Annotated in this window: 21 protein-coding genes; 12 read left to right on the top strand and 9 right to left on the bottom strand. The window is 71.2% G+C overall.

From position 1 onward, the window contains the following. Positions 1-274: 274 nt before the first annotated feature. The gene (locus ACZ5XS_RS31405) at positions 275-1,357 is read left to right on the top strand and encodes a hypothetical protein (protein ID WP_468657090.1); all 1,083 of its coding nucleotides are present in this window, start codon (positions 275-277) and stop codon (positions 1,355-1,357) included. Positions 1,358-1,684: 327 nt separating this feature from the next. Here ACZ5XS_RS31405 and ACZ5XS_RS31400 read toward each other — a convergent pair whose 3' ends face one another. Further along, entirely contained in the window at positions 1,685-3,181 is a 1,497-nt protein-coding gene (locus ACZ5XS_RS31400) for an oligopeptide:H+ symporter (RefSeq protein WP_468656998.1), read from the bottom strand. A 309-nt stretch (positions 3,182-3,490) separates the two neighbouring features. Here ACZ5XS_RS31400 and ACZ5XS_RS31395 point away from each other — a divergent pair, with 309 nt between their 5' ends. Both ACZ5XS_RS31395 and ACZ5XS_RS31390 read left to right on the top strand, forming a co-directional pair. Next, entirely contained in the window at positions 3,491-4,168 is a 678-nt protein-coding gene (locus tag ACZ5XS_RS31395; protein WP_217242344.1) for a response regulator transcription factor, read from the top strand. A gap of 40 nt (positions 4,169-4,208) precedes the next feature. Beyond that, positions 4,209-5,483: an ATP-binding protein gene (locus ACZ5XS_RS31390; RefSeq protein ID WP_468656996.1), complete on the top strand. Its 1,275-nt coding sequence runs from the start codon at positions 4,209-4,211 to the stop codon at positions 5,481-5,483. A gap of 51 nt (positions 5,484-5,534) precedes the next feature. Here the strand turns inward: ACZ5XS_RS31390 and ACZ5XS_RS31385 are convergent, their stop codons facing one another. Further along, complete coding sequence (locus ACZ5XS_RS31385) at positions 5,535-6,077, bottom strand: GtrA family protein (RefSeq protein WP_468656994.1); 543 nt, start codon at positions 6,075-6,077, stop codon at positions 5,535-5,537. A 152-nt stretch (positions 6,078-6,229) separates the two neighbouring features. On the opposite strand from ACZ5XS_RS31385, the gene ACZ5XS_RS31380 reads away from it, so the two are divergent. From ACZ5XS_RS31380 to ACZ5XS_RS31365, 4 genes are read left to right on the top strand one after another with little or no spacing between them, the layout of a single operon-like run. Continuing rightward, a complete protein-coding gene (locus ACZ5XS_RS31380) occupies positions 6,230-7,381 on the top strand; it encodes a 5-(carboxyamino)imidazole ribonucleotide synthase (RefSeq protein WP_468656992.1) in 1,152 nt (383 codons plus the stop codon). Further along, the gene (purE, locus tag ACZ5XS_RS31375) at positions 7,378-7,902 is read left to right on the top strand and encodes a 5-(carboxyamino)imidazole ribonucleotide mutase (RefSeq protein WP_217242340.1); all 525 of its coding nucleotides are present in this window, start codon (positions 7,378-7,380) and stop codon (positions 7,900-7,902) included. Before ACZ5XS_RS31380 ends, purE begins: the two co-directional genes overlap by 4 nt. A 5-nt stretch (positions 7,903-7,907) precedes the next feature. Next, positions 7,908-9,086: a dipeptidase gene (locus ACZ5XS_RS31370; protein ID WP_468656990.1), complete on the top strand. Its 1,179-nt coding sequence runs from the start codon at positions 7,908-7,910 to the stop codon at positions 9,084-9,086. A 59-nt stretch (positions 9,087-9,145) separates the two neighbouring features. After that, the gene (locus ACZ5XS_RS31365; protein WP_468656988.1) at positions 9,146-9,505 is read left to right on the top strand and encodes a MerR family transcriptional regulator; all 360 of its coding nucleotides are present in this window, start codon (positions 9,146-9,148) and stop codon (positions 9,503-9,505) included. An 8-nt stretch (positions 9,506-9,513) separates the two neighbouring features. On the opposite strand, the gene ACZ5XS_RS31360 is transcribed toward ACZ5XS_RS31365, so the two are convergent. Then, the gene (locus tag ACZ5XS_RS31360; RefSeq protein ID WP_468656986.1) at positions 9,514-10,197 is read right to left on the bottom strand and encodes a response regulator transcription factor; all 684 of its coding nucleotides are present in this window, start codon (positions 10,195-10,197) and stop codon (positions 9,514-9,516) included. 161 nt (positions 10,198-10,358) lie between these two features. Here ACZ5XS_RS31360 and ACZ5XS_RS31355 point away from each other — a divergent pair, with 161 nt between their 5' ends. Further along, positions 10,359-11,489 (top strand): dipeptidase, encoded by a 1,131-nt coding sequence (locus tag ACZ5XS_RS31355; RefSeq protein WP_468656984.1) that lies wholly within the window; start codon positions 10,359-10,361, stop codon positions 11,487-11,489. Between the two features lie 45 nt (positions 11,490-11,534). Here the strand turns inward: ACZ5XS_RS31355 and ACZ5XS_RS31350 are convergent, their stop codons facing one another. Together ACZ5XS_RS31350 and ACZ5XS_RS31345 are read right to left on the bottom strand one after the other, a co-directional pair. Then, the gene (locus ACZ5XS_RS31350) at positions 11,535-11,927 is read right to left on the bottom strand and encodes a VOC family protein (protein WP_468656983.1); all 393 of its coding nucleotides are present in this window, start codon (positions 11,925-11,927) and stop codon (positions 11,535-11,537) included. Between the two features lie 45 nt (positions 11,928-11,972). Further along, positions 11,973-12,332, bottom strand: a complete 360-nt coding sequence (locus tag ACZ5XS_RS31345; protein WP_217242334.1) for a VOC family protein — start codon at positions 12,330-12,332, stop codon at positions 11,973-11,975. Between the two features lie 119 nt (positions 12,333-12,451). Here ACZ5XS_RS31345 and ACZ5XS_RS31340 point away from each other — a divergent pair, with 119 nt between their 5' ends. Then, entirely contained in the window at positions 12,452-12,943 is a 492-nt protein-coding gene (locus ACZ5XS_RS31340) for a CGNR zinc finger domain-containing protein (protein ID WP_468656981.1), read from the top strand. A 136-nt stretch (positions 12,944-13,079) separates the two neighbouring features. On the opposite strand, the gene ACZ5XS_RS31335 is transcribed toward ACZ5XS_RS31340, so the two are convergent. The 3 genes from ACZ5XS_RS31335 to ACZ5XS_RS31325 form a co-directional block, all read right to left on the bottom strand. After that, positions 13,080-13,913, bottom strand: coding sequence for a cupredoxin domain-containing protein (locus tag ACZ5XS_RS31335; RefSeq protein ID WP_468656979.1), 834 nt, complete (start codon positions 13,911-13,913; stop codon positions 13,080-13,082). A 297-nt stretch (positions 13,914-14,210) separates the two neighbouring features. Next, positions 14,211-14,387 carry a hypothetical protein gene (locus tag ACZ5XS_RS31330; RefSeq protein WP_468656977.1) on the bottom strand — a complete coding sequence of 59 codons (177 nt, stop codon included), beginning with the start codon at positions 14,385-14,387 and terminating at the stop codon, positions 14,211-14,213. Between the two features lie 116 nt (positions 14,388-14,503). Further along, entirely contained in the window at positions 14,504-15,847 is a 1,344-nt protein-coding gene (locus ACZ5XS_RS31325; protein ID WP_468656975.1) for a UDP-glucose dehydrogenase family protein, read from the bottom strand. A gap of 201 nt (positions 15,848-16,048) precedes the next feature. On the opposite strand from ACZ5XS_RS31325, the gene ACZ5XS_RS31320 reads away from it, so the two are divergent. Next, the gene (locus ACZ5XS_RS31320; protein ID WP_468656973.1) at positions 16,049-17,206 is read left to right on the top strand and encodes an acyl-CoA dehydrogenase; all 1,158 of its coding nucleotides are present in this window, start codon (positions 16,049-16,051) and stop codon (positions 17,204-17,206) included. A 177-nt stretch (positions 17,207-17,383) separates the two neighbouring features. Then, the gene (locus ACZ5XS_RS31315; protein WP_468656971.1) at positions 17,384-17,746 is read left to right on the top strand and encodes a four-helix bundle copper-binding protein; all 363 of its coding nucleotides are present in this window, start codon (positions 17,384-17,386) and stop codon (positions 17,744-17,746) included. Between the two features lie 63 nt (positions 17,747-17,809). On the opposite strand, the gene ACZ5XS_RS31310 is transcribed toward ACZ5XS_RS31315, so the two are convergent. Next, positions 17,810-19,114, bottom strand: a complete 1,305-nt coding sequence (locus ACZ5XS_RS31310) for an LCP family protein (protein WP_468656969.1) — start codon at positions 19,112-19,114, stop codon at positions 17,810-17,812. 119 nt (positions 19,115-19,233) lie between these two features. Here ACZ5XS_RS31310 and ACZ5XS_RS31305 point away from each other — a divergent pair, with 119 nt between their 5' ends. Further along, on the top strand, positions 19,234-19,791 hold the full coding sequence (locus ACZ5XS_RS31305; protein ID WP_468656967.1) for an acyl-CoA thioesterase: 558 nt from the start codon (positions 19,234-19,236) through the stop codon (positions 19,789-19,791). Positions 19,792-20,152: the final 361 nt, after the last annotated feature.

The raw sequence follows: 20,152 nt of genomic DNA, 5'->3' as shown, positions 1-20,152 counted from the left end.
GTACGCCTGCTGGAGCCGCCGATGCCGTCCGCCACGCGTGTCCGGTCCCTGACCCTGCTTCGGCTGCCGGTTCCGCCGGGGGGCAGGCGCGTGGGCCTGCGACCTCCCGGCCGGCCCGCCCTGGACGCGGGGGTGCGCGGGCGGCTCTGGGGGGCTTCCTCCTCGTCGTACGACGACCTGGGCGCCGTGGCGGCGAGGTGGCCGAACCTCCGCGTACGGACGTCGATCCGCGTACGGACGTCGAGATGACGGGAGCCATGACGTGAGCGGCACGATGCGGATTCCGGCGCTGGTGGTGGCGCTCGCGCTGGTCCTGCTGCCCTTCGCGGGGACCGCGACGCCGGCCGACCGGCCGAGCGTGGAACTGTCCGAGTCGCAGGCGGGGACCGGGGGTTCGGTCACCGTCACCGGGGACGGCTGGCGGGCGCGGGCGCTGTTGATGATCCTGATCTGCGGGCAGTCCGTGCCCTCGCGGGGGGTGGCCGGCGGCACCGACTCCTGCGCCAACGCGGACGGCAGGGCCGTGACCACCGACGCCGAGGGGCGTTTCCGCCGGGAGCTGCCGGTCGCCGAGCCGCCGGTGCCGTGTCCGTGCGTGGTCCACGTGGCGACGGTGGAGGGGGCGAAGGCGGCGGCCGACGCGGTCTTCCAGGTCGCCGGGCACGCGGTCGAACCGCTGCCCGCCGAGCCCTCGGGCGGACGTCTGTCGGTGCTCACCGACACCCGGCTCGACGGGTCGAGCGGGCTGCTGACCTGGTTCGGGGCGCCGCCCGCGCGCACCCTCGTCCTCACCGTCGGCAATGCCGGCACCTCCGCCGTCAGGAACCCCGTCTTCCAGGTCGGCACCTTCCACGGTGTGTTCGCCCCGCGCTGGGAGGAACAGCAGTGGCGCGGCACGATCCGGCCGGGGAAGAAGGCGCGGATCGAACTGCCCGTCGAGCTTCCCGGCGGCGCGCACGGCGACTACACGGTGTCGCTGAAGTACGGCGGGAAGGTCCTCGCCGAACAGCCCTGGGGCGTGGGGCGGCCCTGGGGCGTGACCCTGTTCTGGGTCCTGGTCTTCCTGGTCGTGCCGGCCGCGGTGTTCCGCGCCGGGATGGCGGTGGTGGACCGGGTACGGCCACGGCGCCCGAGCGGCACGCGTGGCGGTCGGCGTGGGCTGCCGATGGCCGAACTCTCCTTGCGTCTGCCGGGGTTGCCGGGGCCGAAGTCCTCCCCGGCCCAGCCGCCCCCCTCCGCTTCGACCCTGCCGTGGTTCGCCCCGGACGCCGATCCGGGGACGGCCGGTCGGCTCTCCACACCGCACCACGACAGCCCGACGCGTCCTGCGACTCCCACCAGGAAGGGACCCGACTGAGCAGGTGAAGGGGAGTCGCCGGCGGTGGCCCTGGGCGGCGCCGACATGGGCACGGTGCGCGTGGGAGGACCCCACGAGCGGCGCGCCCGGCGGCTTCGTGGCGTCGGGCACGGCGGGCGGCGGATCGTCGACGAGCGGCGGCCTGGCCGAGACCGGCGCCGCAGACGACGGGGCCCTCAAGGCCGGGACCGGTCGCCTCGCCGGTACGGCCGTCCTGCTGGGCGGCGCGGTGTTCACGTTCCTGCCGGGCAGGCAGACGCGGCAGCGGAGGGCCACCGCACCCCGTGGTGCGGTGGCCCTCCGTCGGTCACGTGCGGTCCGCCGGCCTCAGCGGACGCTGCCCATGAGGTCCTTGACCTTGTTGCGGTACATCCAGACCGCCACACCGGCGATCACCGCGAGGGTGGCCTCCAGGGCCACGACGCCGGTCTTGTTGAGGTCGACGCCGGCGATGGACAGGAGGCCGGTCGTGGCGTCGCCCGCGGTGACGGCGAGGAACCAGACGCCCATCATCTGGGAGGCGTACTTGGCGGGAGCCATCTTCGTGGTGACGGACAGGCCCACCGGGGAGAGCAGGAGCTCGCCGACGGTCTGGACGAAGTAGATCGCCACCAGCCACATCGCGGCCGCCTTGTGACCGCCCCCGGCGATCGACAGCGGGGCCAGGAAGAGGAAGAAGGACGCACCCACCAGGACCAGGCCCGAGGAGAACTTCACGATCGTGCTGGGCTCCTTGCCGCGCCGGTTCAGCGCGAGCCAGAACCAGGCGAAGACCGGGGCCAGCGCCATGATCAGGACCGGGTTGACCGACTGGTACCAGGAGACCGGGAAGTCCCAGCCGAGGACGGAGTTCTCGGCGGAGGAGTCGGCGAAGATCGACAGGGTCGAGCCGCCCTGGTCGTAGATCATCCAGAACACGGCCGCGGCCACGAAGAACCAGATGTACGCGGACATCGACCGCTGCTCGGTGCTGTCCAGGTCCTTGTCGCGCTTGATGCGGGTGAGGACCATCACCGGGATGATCACGCCGAGCAGGGTCAGCGGGACCAGGAGCCAGTTCAGCGTGTAGTGGCCGGTGAAGCCGACGATCCCGTAGAAGACGACGGCGATGCCGGCCCAGATCGCGGCCTTGCGGAGGGTGGCGGCCTTCTCCGCTGCCGACAGCGGCGTCGGGACCACGCTGGAGCGCTCCGCGAGGTGGCGGCTGCCGATCAGGAACTGGGCGAGCCCCAGCGCCATGCCGAGTGCGGCGAGCGCGAAGCCGAAGTGCCAGTTGACGTTCTCACCGATGGTGCCGATGACCAGCGGTGCCGCGAAGGCACCGAGGTTGATGCCCATGTAGAAGACCGTGAAGCCGCCGTCGCGGCGCGGGTCGTCCGGGCCGGAGTACAGGTGGCCGACCATCGTGGAGATGTTGGCCTTCAGCAGACCCGAGCCGATCGCGACCAGACCGAGGCCGGCGTAGAAGGTCCCGGAGGACGGCAGGGCCAGCGTGAGGTGGCCGAGCATGATGACCGCGCCGGCGACGGCGACGGTTCTGCGCGGACCCCAGACGCGGTCGCCGAACCAGCCGCCCGGCATGGCGAGCAGGTACACCAGCGACACGTACACGGAGTAGATCGCGGTCGCCGTCGCCGCGTTGAGGTGCAGGCCGCCCGGAGCGACGAGGTACAGCGGGAGGAGGGCCCTCATGCCGTAGTAGGAGAAGCGCTCCCACATCTCGGTCATGAAGAGAGTGGCCAGTCCGCGGGGGTGGCCGAAGAAGGTCGTGTCGGAACCGGGGGTGCCCGGAGTCACCGAGTCCTTCGTCAGGCTGGACGCCATGGTCGTTCCTTGCTGGTCGGGACGCGCCTGGGGTGGGGGCACACACAAAAGAGACCTTCAGCGTCAAATACTCGCCAAAGGTCCCCGCGGTGCTACAGGCGTCCATTCACCATACGGCAGGACAGAGCCGGAAATGGAAGGACTTGAGACGCGGATCACAGGTGACCGGGGAACCGTACACACCTTTTCCAAGGTCCTTACGCAGTTGCTCCCCCACACACAGAGGTTCGTGCCGATACGCCCAAAGGTAAGAATCACTCACCGCCGATCACACCCCAGCTGTGGTCACGGGCGGTCTACCATCACCTCATGACCCGTGTACTGCTGGCCGAGGACGACGCGTCCATCTCGGAACCGCTGGCCCGCGCACTGCGCCGGGAAGGCTACGAGGTCGAGGTGCGCGAGGACGGCCCCACCGCGCTCGACGCCGGCATCCAGGGCGGCATCGACCTGGTCGTCCTGGACCTCGGTCTGCCCGGTATGGACGGCCTGGAAGTGGCCCGGCGGCTGCGCGCCGAAGGCCTCGCCGTCCCGATCCTCATCCTGACCGCGCGCGCCGACGAGGTGGACACCGTCGTCGGTCTCGACGCGGGCGCCGACGACTACGTCACCAAGCCCTTCCGGCTCGCCGAACTGCTCGCCCGCGTCCGGGCGCTGCTGCGGCGCGGTGCCTCGGAGCCCGCGCAGCCGCCCGCCACGCACGGCGTGCGCATCGACGTGGAGTCGCACCGGGCGTGGATGGGGGACGACGAGCTCCAGCTCACCGCGAAGGAGTTCGACCTGCTGCGGGTCCTGGTGCGGGACGCGGGGCGGGTCGTCACGCGCGACCAGCTGATGCGGGAGGTCTGGGACACGACCTGGTGGTCGTCGACCAAGACGCTCGACATGCACATCTCCTGGCTGCGCAAGAAGCTCGGGGACGACGCGGCGAACCCCCGGTACATCGCGACGGTGCGTGGCGTGGGCTTCCGCTTCGAGAAGAGTTGAGCTCCCGCCCGCCCGGCGGGCGTCCGACAGGTAAGAGAACATGCGCCGTCGCCTGATCCAGTCCACCCTCGCCGTCGTGCTCGTGGTCATCGCCGTTTTCGGGGTGTCCCTCGTCATCGTCGAGACCCGCACCATCAGCAACAGCGCCCAGGAGCGGGTGGAGCTGGAGGCGGCACGGCTGGCCAGCATCGTGGACAGCCGCCTGCTGGGAGCCGGCAACGTCAACGCTGCGGTCCTCAAGGACCAGGTCACCGCGGACCGGTACGCCGTGATCCGGATCCCGGGGGAGCCGGTCATCGAGGTCGGCACCAAGCCCACCGGTGACGTGATCCGGGGCGAGGCCACGGGCGAGGAGGGCGAGACGGTCGTCGTCCAGGAGCCGCGCTCGTCGGTGACCCGTGAGGTCGGCCGGACGCTCCTGATCATCGGGCTGGTGGCGCTGCTCGCGGTGATCGCCGCGGTGCTCCTCGCGATCCGGCAGGCCAACAAGCTCGCCTCCCCGCTCACCGACCTCGCGGAGACCGCCGAACGCCTCGGCTCGGGCGACCCGCGGCCCCGGCACAAGCGGTACGGCGTCCCCGAACTGGACCGGGTCGCCGACGTCCTGGACTCCTCCGCCGAGCGCATCGCCCGCATGCTGACCGCGGAACGCCGGCTCGCCGCCGACGCCTCCCACCAGCTGCGTACGCCGCTGACCGCGCTGTCCATGCGCCTGGAGGAGATCACTCTCACCGACGACCCGGACACGGTCAAGGAGGAGGCCAACGTCGCGCTCACGCAGGTGGAACGCCTCACGGACGTGGTCGAGCGGCTGCTGACGAACTCCCGCGACCCGCGCACCGGCTCCGCCGTCACCTTCGACCTCGACGAGGTCATCCAGCAGCAGCTCGCCGAGTGGCGGCCCGCCTACCGCGGCGTGGGCCGGGCGATCGTCAGCTCCGGCAAGCGGCACTTGACAGCGGTCGGTACGCCGGGGGCGGTCGCCCAGGTGCTGGCCGCGCTGATCGAGAACTCCCTCATGCACGGCGGCGGCACGGTCGCGCTGCGGACCCGCGTCACCGGCAACCAGGCCGTCATCGAGGTCACCGACGAGGGGCCCGGCGTCCCCGCCGACCTGGGCGCCCGCATCTTCGAGCGCGCGATCAGCGGCCGCAACTCCACGGGCATCGGCCTGGCGGTCGCCCGGGACCTCGCGGAGGCCGACGGGGGCCGTCTGGAGATGCTCCAGACGCTGCCGCCGGTGTTCGCACTGTTCCTGTCGCGTACGCCGCTGCGGAAGACGACCGCGCAGGAGGACGAGCCGACGGTCCGCTAGGACGCGTCCGCTGCCCGGTGTACTGCCCGGCTGTCCGCGGCTGTGGCGGGTCTACGGCACGTGCTGCCCGGAGCGCGGCTTCTTCGCCTCGGTGGCCACGATCGACTCCGCGTCGGCCACCGCTTCCTCGGCCGGAAGTGCGCGGAACACCCAGCTGCGGTACGCCCAGAAACGGAAGAGCGTGGCTATGCCGATGCCGACGAACTTGAAGATGTTGCTCTGCAGCGGGCTGTCCCAGCCGAAGCCGTAGGTCGCCGCGTAGAGCACGCCGTTCTCGATGACCAGGCCGGCCATGCTGAACAGCAGGAACCGGGTGAGTTCCCTGGTGCGGCCTGACTTGTCGCGGTCACGATAGGTGAAGTACCGGAACCCGACGTAGTTGAAGGCGATCGCCACGACCGTGGCTATGACACTGGCCCGCACGACCTGGAGGTCGGTCGTGTGCCGCATCAGGTTGAACACGAGGAGGTTGACCAGCACACCGGCCCCGCCGACCGCACCGAACTTGGCGGCCTCGCGCACAAGCCGGTCGACGCGCTGCCGCGCCGCGGAGCGAGGTGTGGCCGTTCGAGACCCTGAGGAACCACGTTCCATGGCTGTTCAGGCCCCCGTCCGTTGGATTCGTCAACCCAGCCATGCTATCCACCCCCCTTCGTGATCGCCTGTGGATGAGCCCACAGCCGGGCAAAGGACCCGCTCGCGGGACGTGAAATCGGCCACCGTCGCGTGGCCGATACCCTAGGCACGTGACGTTCCCGGTAGTCGGCATGGTCGGCGGGGGTCAGCTCGCTCGTATGACGCACGAAGCAGGCATCCCGCTCGGCATCAGGTTCAAGCTCCTCAGTGACACCCCTCAGGATTCAGCGGCGCAGGTGGTGAGCGATGTCGTCATCGGCGACTACCGCGACCTCGACACGCTGCGTGACTTCGCGCGGGGCTGTGACGTGATCACCTTCGATCACGAACACGTCCCCACCGAGCACCTCAGAGCCCTGGAGGCAGACGGCATCCCCGTCCGCCCGGGCCCCGACGCGCTCGTGCACGCCCAGGACAAGGGCGTGATGCGGGCGAAGCTCGACGCGATCGGGGTGCCGTGCCCACGGCACCGGATCGTGAGCGACCCGCAGGACGTGGTGGCCTTCGCTCAGGAGGGCGACGGCTTCCCGGTCGTCCTCAAGACCGTCCGCGGCGGCTACGACGGCAAGGGCGTGTGGGTCGTCGACAACGCGGCGGAGGCCGAGGACCCGTTCCGCGCGGGCGTTCCCGTCCTCGCCGAGGAGAAGGTCGACTTCGTCCGGGAGCTCGCCGCGAACGTCGTACGGTCGCCGCACGGCCAGGCCGTCGCCTACCCGGTCGTCGAGTCCCAGCAGGTGAACGGCGTCTGCGACACCGTCATCGCGCCCGCCCCCGCCCTGGACCGGGCGCTGGCCCTGCGCGCCGAGGAGATGGCGCTGCGGATCGCCAAGGAGCTGGACGTCGTCGGCCACCTCGCCGTCGAGCTGTTCGAGACCCGCAATGACGACGGGTCCTCCGGTGTCCTCGTCAACGAGCTCGCGATGCGCCCGCACAACTCCGGCCACTGGTCGATGGACGGCGCGATCACGTCCCAGTTCGCCAACCACGTCCGGGCGGTGCTCGACCTCCCCCTCGGCGACCCGCGCCCGCGCGCCGAATGGACGGTCATGGTCAACGTCCTCGGCGGCGACTACCCGGACATGTACTCCGCGTACCTGCACTGCATGGCCCGCGACCCCCAGCTCAAGATCCACATGTACGGCAAGGACGTGAAGCCCGGCCGCAAGGTCGGCCACGTCAACACCTACGGCGACGACCTCGACGACGTGCTGGAGCGCGCCCGTCACGCTGCCGGCTACCTGAGAGGCACGATCACCGAATGAGCCCTGTTGTTGGCATCGTGATGGGTTCGGACTCCGACTGGCCCGTCATGGAGGCCGCCGCCCAGGCCCTCGACGAGTTCGAGATCGCGTACGAGGTCGACGTCGTCTCCGCGCACCGCATGCCGCGCGAGATGGTCGCGTACGGCGAGCAGGCCGCCGAGCGCGGTCTGAAGGTGATCATCGCGGGCGCCGGGGGCGCCGCCCACCTCCCGGGCATGCTCGCCTCGGTCACCCCGCTGCCGGTGATCGGCGTGCCCGTGCCGCTGAAGTACCTCGACGGCATGGACTCGCTGCTGTCGATCGTGCAGATGCCGGCCGGTGTGCCCGTCGCGACCGTCTCCGTCGCCGGTGCCCGCAACGCCGGACTGCTCGCCGCCCGCATCCTCGCCACGCACGACGAGGAACTCCTCGGCCGGATGCGGGAGTTCCAGCAGGAGCTGAACGACCAGGCCACCGAGAAGGGCAAGCGGCTGCGCGCCAAGGTCGACGGAGCGGGCAACGGCTTCGGCTTCGGGAAGTGACGGCGATGACCTCGCTGGAGGCGGCCCGGGAACTCCTCGCCGAGTTCCCGGTCGCGGACGGGCACAACGACCTCCCCTGGGCGCTGCGCGAACAGGTCCGCTACGACCTCGACGCCCGCGACATCGCCACCCACCAGGGCGCCCACCTGCACACCGACATCCCCCGCCTGCGCGAGGGCGGGGTCGGCGCGCAGTTCTGGTCGGTGTACGTCCGCTCGGACCTGCCCGACGCGGTCCCGGCGACGCTGGAACAGATCGACTGCGTACGGCAGTTGCTGGCGCGCTACCCGCGGGACCTGGCCCCGGCCCGGACGGCCGCGGACATGGAGGCGGCGCGCGCGGAAGGCCGTATCGCCTCGCTGATGGGTGCGGAGGGCGGCCACTCCATCGCCGACTCCCTCGCCACGCTGCGGGGGTTGTACGCCCTCGGTGTCCGCTACCTGACCCTCACCCACAACGACAACGTGGCGTGGGCGGACTCCGCGACCGACAAGCCGGGCGTCGGCGGGCTGTCGGCCTTCGGCCGTGAGGTCGTGCGGGAGATGAACCGGGAGGGCATGCTCGTCGACCTGTCGCACGTGGCGGCCACGACGATGCGGGACGCGCTGGACACCACGTCCGCGCCGGTGATCTTCTCCCACTCCTCCTCGCGGGCCGTCTGCGACCACCCGCGCAACATCCCGGACGACGTCCTGGAGCGGCTGCCCGCCAACGGCGGTGTGGCGATGGTGACGTTCGTACCGAAGTTCGTGCTCCAGGCGGCCGTCGACTGGACCGCCGCGGCCGACGAGAACATGCGGGCGCACGGCTTCCACCACCTCGCCACCACCCCCGAGGCGATGACGGTGCACCGCGCCTTCGAGGAGCGCACCCCGCGCCCCGTCGCGACGGTCTCGACGGTGGCCGACCACCTGGACCACATGCGCGAGGTCGCGGGCGTCGACCACCTCGGCATCGGCGGCGACTACGACGGCACCGCCTTCACCCCGGACGGCCTCAGCGACGTCTCCGGCTATCCGAACCTCATCGCCGAACTGCTCGACCGCGGCTGGTCCAAGCCCGACCTGGCCAAGCTGACCTGGCAGAACGCGGTACGGGTGCTGGGCGCGGCGGAGGACGTGGCGCGTGACCTCCAGGCCACGCGCGGGCCGTCCAACGCGACGATCGACTCGCTCGACGGCTGACCGGGCCGGCCGGATCCAGGTGCCCGCGAACCCACGTCACCCGAGGCCCGGAGGCAGTCGTGCGCATCGGTGAACTGGCCCGGCGTACCGGGGTGAGCGAGCGGTCGCTGCGGTACTACGAGCAGCAGGGGCTGCTGGCCGCCGGGCGCACGGCCGGCGGCCACCGCGACTTCGCCGAGGCGGCCGTCGACCGGGTCATCCGGATCCAGGAGCTGTTCGCGGCCGGACTGCACAGCGCGAAGATCGCGCGGCTGCTGCCCTGTATGCGGGACGCGGACGGCGGCCCCTCCGTCGTCGCCACCCCGAGACTCGTCGCCGACCTCACCGAGGAACGTGACCGCATCGACCGGATGATCGCCGACCTGGTCCGGTCCCGGGAGACGCTCGACGAGGTGATCGACGCGGCTCGGGAGCCCTGAGCGGTGCGTCAGCCGCGCGGCATGGTGTAGCCGACGCCACGCACCGTTCTGATCAGCGACTGGTCCTCGTCCTTCAGCTTGCGGCGCAGGTAGTAGACGTACGTCTCGACGGTCCCGGTGCGGAACGGCACGCCCCAGACGCGGTCCAGGATCTGCTTCTTCGTGACGACATGGCCCGCGTTGTCCAGCAGGTAGCCGAGGAGCGCGAACTCGCGGGCCGACAGCTCGATGCGGGCCTCGCCCCGCCGGACCTCGCGGCGCCCCGGGTCGACCGCCAGGTCCCCGTGCCGCAGCAGCCGGCTCTCGTCGGCCCGGTCGCGGGCCAGGAGTTCCCGCACGCTCGCGATCGCCCGGGGGAGCTCGAAGGGCTTGGTGACATGGCCGTCCGCGTCCGTCATCAGGCGCCGCACCCGCGCCCCGGCCGCGCCGTCGTCGTGGGCGGAGAGGAACAGCAGCGGCGCGTGGACGCCGACGGAGCGCAGCCCGTCGTACGTCTCGACGGCGTCGCCGTCCGGCAGGGCCATGTCGAGGACGACGAGGTCGGGCCGTACGGAGCGGCCGACGGGGGTCGCGAAGCGGCCGCGGCCGGCCGCGTACGTCTCGAAGCCGAGTTCGCCGAGCGCTGCTATCAGGGGCCGGGTGCCGGGGTCGGCGTCCACGACGAGGACACGGACCGGTCTAGGAACGTTCACAACCTGAAGGACGAAGATCCATGGCCAAAGGTGCCCGTCCTCATACCCCGAACGCCCCGCCCACCAGGAAGGCCCCCCGCCTCCGTGCGACGGTGACCGTACGGCGATCAGGACGATCACGACGTACTTCACGACGTATCTCACGACGTACGGAGCCCGCCATGGCAGACCTCCAGGACGAACTGCACACCACCACGGAGGTCGGCGAGTTCGACGACCTGCCGGAGCCCCTTCCCGAGCCCGTCCCGGCGGGGCCGTACGTCCCCGTCGCCGCCGCCCCCGGCGCGACCCGGCTGGAGCGGGCCCGGGCGATCCTCGGGGCGTACCCCGTCGCCGACGGCTACAACGGCCTGCCCTGGGCGCTGCGCCACCTGCCCTGGTACGACCTGGAAATGGGCGAGCGCTCTGTCGACACGGACGTGCCGCGGCTGCGCGAGGGCCATGTCGGCTCGCTGCTGTGGTCGCTGCACCTGCCCGAGGGCCTCGACGGCGACCGGGCCGTCGGCGCCACCCTGGACCAGTTGGACCTGGTCGAAACGGTCGTGCGCAACCACCCCGAGGGCCTGCGCCTCGCCTGCACCGCCGGCCAGATGGCCGACGTACGCAACTGCGGCCGCGTCTCCGTCCTGCTGGGCCCCGCCGGAGCCGCCGCGCTCGGCGACTCCCTCGGCATCCTGCGCGCCCTGCGCACCCTGGGCCTGCGCTTTCTCACCCTGACGGGGGTGTCCTGGGCGAGCGAGCCCGGCCTCACCCGGTTCGGCGAGGAGGTGCTGCGCGAGATGAACCGGCTCGGCGTCATCGCCGACCTCTCGGGCGCCTCCGCGGACACCGTCCGCCGCGTGCTGGCGGTGTCCAAGGCGTCGGCGGTGTGGACCCGGTCCGCCGCCCGCGCCCTGCGCCCGCACCCGGCGAACCTCCCCGACGACCTGCTCGCCGAGCTGGGCGAGGCCAAGGGCCTGTGCATGGTGCCGCTGACCGCCGAGCAGACCGGCCCGACCGTCCGGGACGTCGCCGACCACCTCGACCACGTCCGCAAGGTCGCGGGCCCGGAGTGCGTGGGCCTGTCCGGCACCTTCGACGTCGGCACCGCCCACCCCCAGGAGCTCGGCGACGCCTCCTGCTACCCGCACCTCATCTCGGAACTCCTGCGCCGCGGCTGGCCCGAGGCCGACATCGCCCTGCTGACCTGGGGCAACTTCCAGCGCGTGCTGCGCGGCGCGGACTTCACCGCCCGCGCGGCACAGATGCGCCGGGAACCGTCCACGGCGAAAATCGCCGATCTGGACGGATAGCCGGGACGAATAGCCGGGACGGACGGACGGACCGGGGCCCGGGAGCTACAGAGGGTCGATCCGGCAGAGGCAGAAGGGGTGGCCCGCCGGATCGGCGTACACCCGGAAGTCCTTCTTCTCGAAGTCCTCCCGGTCCACGATCCGCGCCCCCAGGGCCAGCACCTTCTCCTCGGCCGCGTCGATCTCCTCCCAGGTGGTCCCGCCGTCGAAGTCGACGTGGAACTGCTGCGAGTTGCGGTCCGCGCGCGGCCACTCCGGCGGGATGAAGCCGGGCGCCCGCTGGAAGGCGAGCCGCGGCCCGTCCGGGATCCGCAGGACGACCCAGTCGTCGTCCTCGGCCTCCGGCGTGCCGCCGCCGACCTGGGCGTAGAACGCGGCGAGCGCGTGCGGGTCGGGGCAGTCGATCACGACGGAACGGAAGCGGGCCACGGGTGCCATGGAATCCTCCTGGCTCGACGGACGATCAGGGCGGCGATGGGCCGGTCAGCCGGCGCAGAGACAGAACGGGTGCCCCGCCGGATCCGCGTAAACCCGGAAGCTCCGCGAGCGGTCCTCAGCGTCCAGCGGCTTCGCACCCAGCGCCAGCACCTCCTTCTCGGCCGCGTCCAGGTCCGGCACGTCCAGATCGAGGTGGAACTGCTGCGAGTGGTCGGGTGCGGGCCACTGCGGCGGTACGTACCCGGGGGCTGCCTGGAAGGCCAGCGTCTGTCCGTCCGGCAGCTTCAGGTCCACCCACTCTCCCTCGTCCTTGACGGTGCCGCCGAGCACGTCGGCGTAGAAGCCGGCGAGGGCTCGCGGGTCGGGACAGTCCAGGACGACGCAGCCCAGCTTGGCGAGAGCCATGACTTTCTCCTCGAAGTCGGAGTTGTCCCCTCGGAGTTGCCCCCCTCGGGGTTACCTGTAGAGCAGGGTAACCAGTAACGGTTACTGCATGCATCCCTATTGGAGGTAACGTCGCTGGCATGAGTGAGAGATCCCCCGCGCCCGGGGGTCTGGCCCTGATCCAGTCCCTGGTCAACACACTGGACATCGAGTCGGGCGTCGACTCGCTGGGCGGGGCGGAATTCGGGCTGACGGAGGACGGACTCCCCGCCGCCCGCGAACTGCGCGAGTCCCTGCGCGCGGCCCTGCTCGCCCACGCGGGCCACCCGCCGCACCGCACGGTGACCCCGCTGGGCGCGCTGCTCGCGCGGGCGCCCCTGGTGGTGACGGTCGACGCGGGCGACGGCTCCGCCGCCCTCGCCCCGGCCGACGAGGGCCCGCTGCTCTCACGGGTCGCGGCAGCCGTCGCCCACGCCCTCGTCGAGGGCACCTGGACCCGGCTGAAGGCCTGTGAGGCCGTCGACTGCCACTGGGCGTACTACGACCGCAGCCCGGCCGGCCGGGGCCGCTGGTGCTCGATGCAGGTGTGCGGGGCGCGCGCGAAGATGCGCCGCTACCGGGCCAGGGGCTGACCTACGCCCCCGCCTCCTCCTCACCCCGGGGCGCCGCCGCCCGGGACCCGACGACCAGCAGACACAGCACGGGGACGCCGGCATGCTCATCGTCGGCGTCTTGCCACCCGCCGCGGTACGGCCGGGTGAGGGCGCCTCATGCTCCGTGCGACCCGCCGAGGAACCCGAGGAACCCGAGGAACCCGATGTACCGGTCGTACCGGATGAGCCGGATGACCCCGAGTGGTCGTGCGTGGGCGCGGCCGTCGTCGCCGGTGCCGCCGCCTCGACCGTGATCCGGGCCGTCATGTCCGGATGGACCGTGCGGTAGTAGCCGTAGGACCCGGCCGTGCCGAAGGTGAAGCTCCAGCTCTGCCCCCTTGTTCAGCATGGGGGAGTGGATCGGGACCGGGCCCGAGGTGGTCTTCACGTCGTGCGGTGCCGTGTCCTGGTTGGTCCAGGTCACCGTGGACCCGACGGGGACGCTCAGGCTCGCGGGCGAGAAGGCGTACCCCTTCATCGCCACGCTGTACGAGGCCGCCGACGCCTGCCCGGACTGAAGCAGCGGCAGGGCGAGGAGGGCGAGGGCGGCGGACGCGGCGGCACCAAGGGCCGTACGCCGTGTCATGCGCGGGGCCGCCCTCACGACGAACTCCGCCGCGACGAGCAGCCGCAGCCGGGTGGCCGGCAGCCGCCACGGCAGCCGGAAGCCGGTGGCCCGGCGCAGCAGCCGGTACGGCAGCCGGGCGGTGCCCACGACGAGCAGCCGGTCGTCGGCCCGCTCGACCACGCGCAGCCGCAGCAGGACCGGGAAGGCGACGCCGTCGATGTCGAGGTCGCCGGTGACCTGGAGACGGCCGTCGGACTCGTCGGCCCGTTCCGAGGCGAACGCGGCCTTGAGGTGCGGGCCGTCGAACCCGAAGCGGAAGAGGGGGGTGCCGGCTTCGGTGAGGACGGTCTGCGGGTCGCTGCCGGACCCGGGGCCGGACACGGTGAGGGAGGCCCCGGCGAGCGGGACACGCCGGCGCAGGTCGGCAACGGGCCGTACCAGGCGGTGAGTTCGCCGAGCGAGCGGCCGGGGGCGACCGTGTACCGGCCGGGCGGGGGCAGCACCGGCCGGTGCCGGCGCGCGCTTCCGGCGGGGGAGGGACGGTGGGCAGGGTGACGGTCGTCATCCCGGACTCCTGGGAAAGCGGTTCCCGAAGCGTGGTGAAGGCGTGGAGAATGGGAGGGCGCCGCTCCGGCCGGCTGAGCCCCGGCCGGAGCGGCGTCCCCGTGTCACGGATCGTCAGCAGCTGGTGGTGAGGAAGTCCGTGATGGGCGTGAGCATCTGCCCGGCCCGGACGGTGTGCATCTTCACGTAGCTGTCGGCATCGAGCAGGTCGGCGACCTGCTGTCCGAGCGATTCCTCCAGGTGCGCCTTGTTGACGTGGTTCAGCAGCACGCCGAGCGTGTCGTCGAGCACCGAGCCGCCGCCTTCGAGGGCCGGCTCGAGCTTTCACCGAACCTGCGGGAATTCCCGGAATTCCATCGAACCCGTCAGGAATTCATGGAACCGGCCTTCCGGGGCCCGAATTCCTTTCAGGCGGTCGGCCGGCCCATCGCCCGGTACCGCCACCCGGCCCGCCGCCACACCTCGGGGTCGAGCGCGTTGCGCCCGTCCAGGATCACCCGGTCCGTCGCGACCTCGCCGAGCGCCGCCGGGTCCAGTTCGCGGAACTCGCGCCACTCGGTGAGGTGGAGGACGACATCGGCGCCCCGCACGGCGTCGACGGCCGAGTCGGCGTACCCGAGGGTCGGGAAGAGGCGGCGGGCGTTGCCCATGCCCTTCGGGTCGTACACCGTGACCTGGCCGCCCTGGAGGTGGATCTGCCCGGCGACGTTCAGCGCGGGCGAGTCCCGGACGTCGTCCGAGTCGGGCTTGAAGGTGGCGCCGAGCACGGCGACCCGCTTGCCCAGGAAGGAGCCGCCGCCCAGCGCCTGCCGGGTCAGCTCCACCATCTGCCCGCGCTGGCGCATGTTGATCGAGTCGATCTCGCGCAGGAAGGTCAGCGCCTGGTCGGCGCCCAGCTCACCCGCGCGGGCCATGAAGGCGCGGATGTCCTTCGGCAGACACCCGCCACCGAACCCGATGCCCGCCCGCAGGAACTTCTTCCCGATCCGGTCGTCGTACCCGATCGCCTCGGCCAGCTTGGCGACGTCGCCGTCGGCGGCCTCGCACACCTCCGCCATCGCGTTGATGAAGGAGATCTTGGTGGCCAGGAAGGAGTTCGCGGACGTCTTCACCAGCTCGGCGGTCGGGAAGTCGGTGACCACGAAGGGCGTGCCGTCGCAGAGCGGTGTCGCGTACACCTCGCGCAGCAGCTTCTCCGCCCGCTCGCTGCGCACGCCCGCCACGATCCGGTCCGGGTGCAGCGTGTCCTGCACGGCGAAGCCCTCGCGCAGGAACTCCGGGTTCCAGGCCAGTTCGGCGTCCTCGCCGGCCGGGGAGTTCGCGGCCAGGTAGCGGGCCAGCCGGTCGGCGGAGCCGACCGGGACGGTCGACTTGCCGACGACCAGCGCGGGACCGGTGAGATGCGGTGCGAGCGAGGCGATGGCCGATTCCACGTACGACATGTCGGCGGCGTACTCGCCGTGCCGCTGCGGAGTGTTCACACAGACGAAGTGGATGTCGCCGAACGCCGCCACCTCGGCGAAGTCCATCGTGAACCGCAGCCGCCCGCTGGACCCCTCGATCCCGGCGACATGCTTGCGCAGCAGATCCTCCAGCCCCGGCTCGTACATCGGGACCTCACCCCGCTGGAGCTTCTCGATCTTCTCCGGTACGACGTCCAGCCCCAGCACCTCGAACCCCAGTTCGGCCATGGCGGCGGCGTGCGTGGCGCCGAGATAGCCGGTGCCGATCACGGTGATCTTGAGGCTCATGTGGTGCTCCAGGGGGACGGCCGTGGGGGTGCGTCGGGTGCGCGGGAAGAGCATAGTCGGGGCATGACGCGGCCTCTCGACGGGCAACTTTCCCCTTGTCGCCAAGCTCACGTATCACTCCGGTGGGCGGGCCCTTAAAATTTGAGTTACTTAACGGTAATTAGCGCCAGCACCGCAGCGTTTTTTTGGAGCGTGAGCACCTTGGCCGGATCGGCTGACTTCGACCTGTACCGCCCGTCCGAGGAGCACGACATGCTCCGTGACGCGATCCGTTCGCTGGCCGAGGCGAAGATCTTGCCGTACGCCGCAGTGGTGGACGAGGAGTCCCGCTTTCCCCGGGAGGCGCTGGAGGCCCTGGTGGCCGGCGACCTGCACGCGATCCACGTACCCGAGGAATACGGCGGCGCGGGCGCGGACGCGCTGGCCACCGTGATCGTGATCGAGGAGGTGGCGCGGGTGTGCGCCTCCTCCTCCCTGATCCCGGCCGTGAACAAGCTGGGCTCGCTCCCCGTGATCCTCTCCGGCTCCGAGGACCTGAAGAAGAAGTACATGACCCCGCTCGCCAAGGGCGACGCGATGTTCTCGTACGCCCTCTCCGAGCCGGACGCGGGCTCGGACGCGGCCGGCATGAAGACGAAGGCGGTCCGCGACGGCGACCACTACGTCCTGAACGGCGTGAAGCGCTGGATCACCAACGCGGGCGAGAGCGAGTACTACACGGTCATGGCGGTGACCGACCCCACCAAGCGCTCGAAGGGCATCAGCGCCTTCGTGGTCGAGAAGTCCGACGAGGGCGTCTCCTTCGGCGCCCCGGAGAAGAAGCTCGGCATCAAGGGCTCCCCGACGCGCGAGGTCTACCTCGACAACGTCCGTATCCCCGCCGACCGCATGATCGGCGAGGAGGGCACCGGCTTCGCCACGGCGATGAAGACCCTCGACCACACCCGCATCACCATCGCCGCCCAGGCCCTCGGCATCGCCCAGGGCGCCCTCGACTACGCCAAGGGCTATGTCCAGGAGCGCAAGCAGTTCGGCAAGCCCATCGCCGACTTCCAGGGCATCCAGTTCATGCTCGCCGACATGGCCATGAAGATCGAGGCGGCCCGCGCCCTGACGTACCAGGCCGCGGCGAAGTCCGAGCGCGTCGACGCGGACCTCACCTTCCAGGGCGCGGCGGCGAAGTGCTTCGCCTCGGACGTGGCGATGGAGGTCACCACGGATGCGGTCCAGCTGCTGGGCGGGTACGGCTACACCCGCGACTACCCCGTCGAGCGCATGATGCGCGACGCGAAGATCACCCAGATTTATGAGGGTACGAACCAGGTCCAGCGGATCGTCATGGCCCGCAACCTGCCCTGACGCCCCTCCGTCCGCCGTAGCCCGTCGCCCTCCGCCTCCCACCGAGGCGGAGGGCGACGCGCGTGTGCGGCCCGCGCCGCGGAATTTCCGCGTCCGCCCGATGGCGCGGGCCGGTGGACAGGCGTAGGACGGAAGGGCACGGGGCCCGCCCCGGGCTCCCGCACCCCAGGAGGAGCCATGACCCAGCCCGGAACCACCACGGCCATGAGCAGGCAGATGCAGGACTGCGTCGAGGCGTGCATGTCCTGCCACACCGTCTGCGAGGAGACCATGAGCTCCTGCATGCAGATGGGCGGCCAGGCCCAGATGCAGGTCATGCGCACCCTCATGGACTGCGCCGAGACGACCCGCATGTGCGCGGACATGATGATGCGCCGCTCGCCCATGTCGGCTCAGATGTGCGCCATGTGCGCCGAGGCGTGTGCCATGTGTGCCGAGGCGTGTATGTCCATGCCGGACGATCCCCAGATGATGCGCTGCGCGGAGGCGTGTCGCCGCTGCGAGGCAAGCTGCCGCGCCATGGCGGGCGCCACGATGTGACACCCGCCCGAACGCGTTCAAGGGCACCCGCGGGTGCCCTTGAACAGGTGCGGTCCGGCGATGTCAGTTGCCGGAGACCGTGACCTTCTCGTCGTTGTTCAGCTGGTCGACCAGGGTCTTCACCTTCGCCTTGTCCCAGACGAGGTTGCCGCCCGTCGAGCCGGAGATCGGCATGTTCATCGACGTGCCGTCGCCGCCGTTGACGCCCTTCATCGCCCAGAACATGGAGGCCAGGTCGTACAGGCCCATGTCCTTGTCGACGATCAGCGAGTCCAGGCCCGAGCCCATGGTCGGGTAGAGCTTGAACGGGTTGAGGATCGTGCTCGGGGTGGCGACCTGGTTGGCGAGCGCGTTGAGGAACTTCTGCTGGTTCTTCGTGCGGTCCAGGTCGGAGCCGGCCAGCGCGTACCGGGTGCGGACGAAGGCGAGCGCCTGCTCGCCGTTCAGGGTCTGCTTGCCCGCCTCGAAGTCGGCGCCGGACTTGGTGTCCTTCATGCCGCCCTTCGGGATGTCGATCTCGACGCCGCCGACCGCGTCCACGATGTTCGCGAAGCCGGCGAAGCCGATCTCCACGTAGTGGTCGATGCGCAGACCGGTGTTGAACTCGACGGTGCGGACGAGGAGCTCGGGCCCGTCCTCCGCGTAGGCCGCGTTCAGCTTCACGTGGCGGCCCGTGCCCTTGTACGTCTTGCCGGACTCCGAGCCCACGAACGTCGGGATCTCCACGTCCGAGTCGCGCGGCAGGGAGACCAGCGTGTCGCCGTTGCCGCCGACGTGCAGCAGCATCATGGAGTCGGTGCGCTTGCCCTCGGCGGAGCCGGTGTGCAGCTTCTTCTTCTCCTCGGCGGACATGCCCGCGCGGCTGTCGGAGCCGACGATCAGGTAGTTCGTGCCGTCGCCCGCCTCCGGCCGGTCGATGACCTTGGACAGGTCGACCTCGCGGTTGAGCTTGGAGTCGGCCCAGAAGTACGTGCCGACGGTCGTCACGACCAGCACGCTCAGCACGACGACCGTGGTCAGCTTGATCCGGCGGCGCCAGTTCGGCGCGGGGCGCGGGCCCCGGCCGCCGCCTGCGGGACCGCCGGGGCCACCGCCGCCGTAGACCTGGCCGGTGTTGTAGCCGCTGTTGTACCCGTCGTCGTAGACGGTGTCGTCACCGCCGTTGACGTACGACGGCTGCTGCGGGACCCCGCCGTACGGCGGGGCGGGGGCACCGGGGCCCCCGTACCCGCCCTGCCCGGGCGGAGCCGCCTGGCCGCGGCGGACCTGCCGCATGACGCGGGCGCTCTCGGGCTGCGCGCTCGAGCTGCCGCGTCCGTACCGGCTGCCGCGGTTGTCGTCGGACCATGCCTCGGGCCAATCGTTCATGGGCCCCAGTGTGCAGGGCACTGGTATGTCCCTTACAAGGTTCGTCGGAAAATAAGGGCACTGCTGTTGCGAAGCTGACACAAAATCCCCGGTTGTCACCTCGGCATAAGGTGGAGGCCATGACAGACCAGGCCTCCACAGCGGTATCGGAGACTCCGGATATCCCGGGCAAGCCGACCTCGGCGTCCCGGACCACGCTCAGCCACATCATGACCAACGCCGACACGAACCTCCTGGGCACCGTGCACGGCGGTGTGATCATGAAGCTGGTCGACGACGCGGCCGGTGCCGTGGCCGGCCGGCACAGCGGTGGGCCTGCCGTCACCGCTTCCATGGACGAGATGGCGTTTTTGGAGCCGGTCCGGGTCGGCGACCTCGTCCACGTGAAGGCCCAGGTCAACTGGACCGGCCGGACCTCGATGGAGGTCGGGGTGCGGGTGCTGGCCGAGCGGTGGAACGAGTCCGATCCGGCCACCCAGGTCGGCTCCGCCTACCTCGTCTTCGCCGCCGTCGACGCCGACGGCAAGCCGCGCCGGGTCCCCCCGGTACTCCCGGAGACCGAGCGCGACAAGCGCCGCAACCAGGAGGCCCAGATCCGCCGCACCCACCGTCTGGCCCGCCGCCGGGCGATCCTGGAACTCCGTGAGCGCAGGGCGGCGGACGGCTTCGAGGACTGAGCACCACCCGTCCCCGGCCCTCCGCTGACTCCCGGCCCGTCCCATGACCGCCCGGGCCGCCACCCCATGATCGTCGGCCCCCGCAAGGACCGCCTGCGCCACCATGACTCCCCGGCCCACCTGACGACCGTCCGGGCCACCCGGGCCGCCCGTGACTCCCGGGCATCCGGTCTCCGCCCTGGCCGCGAGTCCAGGCCGCCCTGGGTCACCGCGACGGCCCGAGCCCTCCATGGTCCCTGTGGCCATCAAACGACCGTCCGGGCCGCCCGGGCCGCCCGTGACTCCCGGGCATCCGGTCTCCGCCCTGGCCGCGAGTCCAGGCCGCCCTGGGTCACCGCGACGGCCCGAGCCCTCCATGGTG

The sequence above is a fragment of the Streptomyces sp. NPDC033131 genome (assembly GCF_055578365.1).
This window is presented reverse-complemented; position numbering and strand designations above follow the sequence as displayed.

What these genes read in the sequence shown, in the direction of transcription:
- ACZ5XS_RS31405 (WP_468657090.1), top strand. Translation starts at nt 275, where the DNA reads ATGCGGATTCCGGCGCTGGTGGTGGCGCTCGCGCTGGTCCTGCTGCCC.
- ACZ5XS_RS31400 (WP_468656998.1), bottom strand. Translation starts at nt 3,181, where the DNA reads ATGGCGTCCAGCCTGACGAAGGACTCGGTGACTCCGGGCACCCCCGGT.
- ACZ5XS_RS31395 (WP_217242344.1), top strand. Translation starts at nt 3,491, where the DNA reads ATGACCCGTGTACTGCTGGCCGAGGACGACGCGTCCATCTCGGAACCG.
- ACZ5XS_RS31390 (WP_468656996.1), top strand. Translation starts at nt 4,209, where the DNA reads ATGCGCCGTCGCCTGATCCAGTCCACCCTCGCCGTCGTGCTCGTGGTC.
- ACZ5XS_RS31385 (WP_468656994.1), bottom strand. Translation starts at nt 6,077, where the DNA reads ATGGAACGTGGTTCCTCAGGGTCTCGAACGGCCACACCTCGCTCCGCG.
- purE (WP_217242340.1), top strand. Translation starts at nt 7,378, where the DNA reads ATGAGCCCTGTTGTTGGCATCGTGATGGGTTCGGACTCCGACTGGCCC.
- ACZ5XS_RS31370 (WP_468656990.1), top strand. Translation starts at nt 7,908, where the DNA reads ATGACCTCGCTGGAGGCGGCCCGGGAACTCCTCGCCGAGTTCCCGGTC.
- ACZ5XS_RS31355 (WP_468656984.1), top strand. Translation starts at nt 10,359, where the DNA reads ATGGCAGACCTCCAGGACGAACTGCACACCACCACGGAGGTCGGCGAG.
- ACZ5XS_RS31350 (WP_468656983.1), bottom strand. Translation starts at nt 11,927, where the DNA reads ATGGCACCCGTGGCCCGCTTCCGTTCCGTCGTGATCGACTGCCCCGAC.
- ACZ5XS_RS31345 (WP_217242334.1), bottom strand. Translation starts at nt 12,332, where the DNA reads ATGGCTCTCGCCAAGCTGGGCTGCGTCGTCCTGGACTGTCCCGACCCG.
- ACZ5XS_RS31340 (WP_468656981.1), top strand. Translation starts at nt 12,452, where the DNA reads ATGAGTGAGAGATCCCCCGCGCCCGGGGGTCTGGCCCTGATCCAGTCC.
- ACZ5XS_RS31325 (WP_468656975.1), bottom strand. Translation starts at nt 15,847, where the DNA reads ATGAGCCTCAAGATCACCGTGATCGGCACCGGCTATCTCGGCGCCACG.
- ACZ5XS_RS31315 (WP_468656971.1), top strand. Translation starts at nt 17,384, where the DNA reads ATGACCCAGCCCGGAACCACCACGGCCATGAGCAGGCAGATGCAGGAC.
- ACZ5XS_RS31310 (WP_468656969.1), bottom strand. Translation starts at nt 19,114, where the DNA reads ATGAACGATTGGCCCGAGGCATGGTCCGACGACAACCGCGGCAGCCGG.
- ACZ5XS_RS31305 (WP_468656967.1), top strand. Translation starts at nt 19,234, where the DNA reads ATGACAGACCAGGCCTCCACAGCGGTATCGGAGACTCCGGATATCCCG.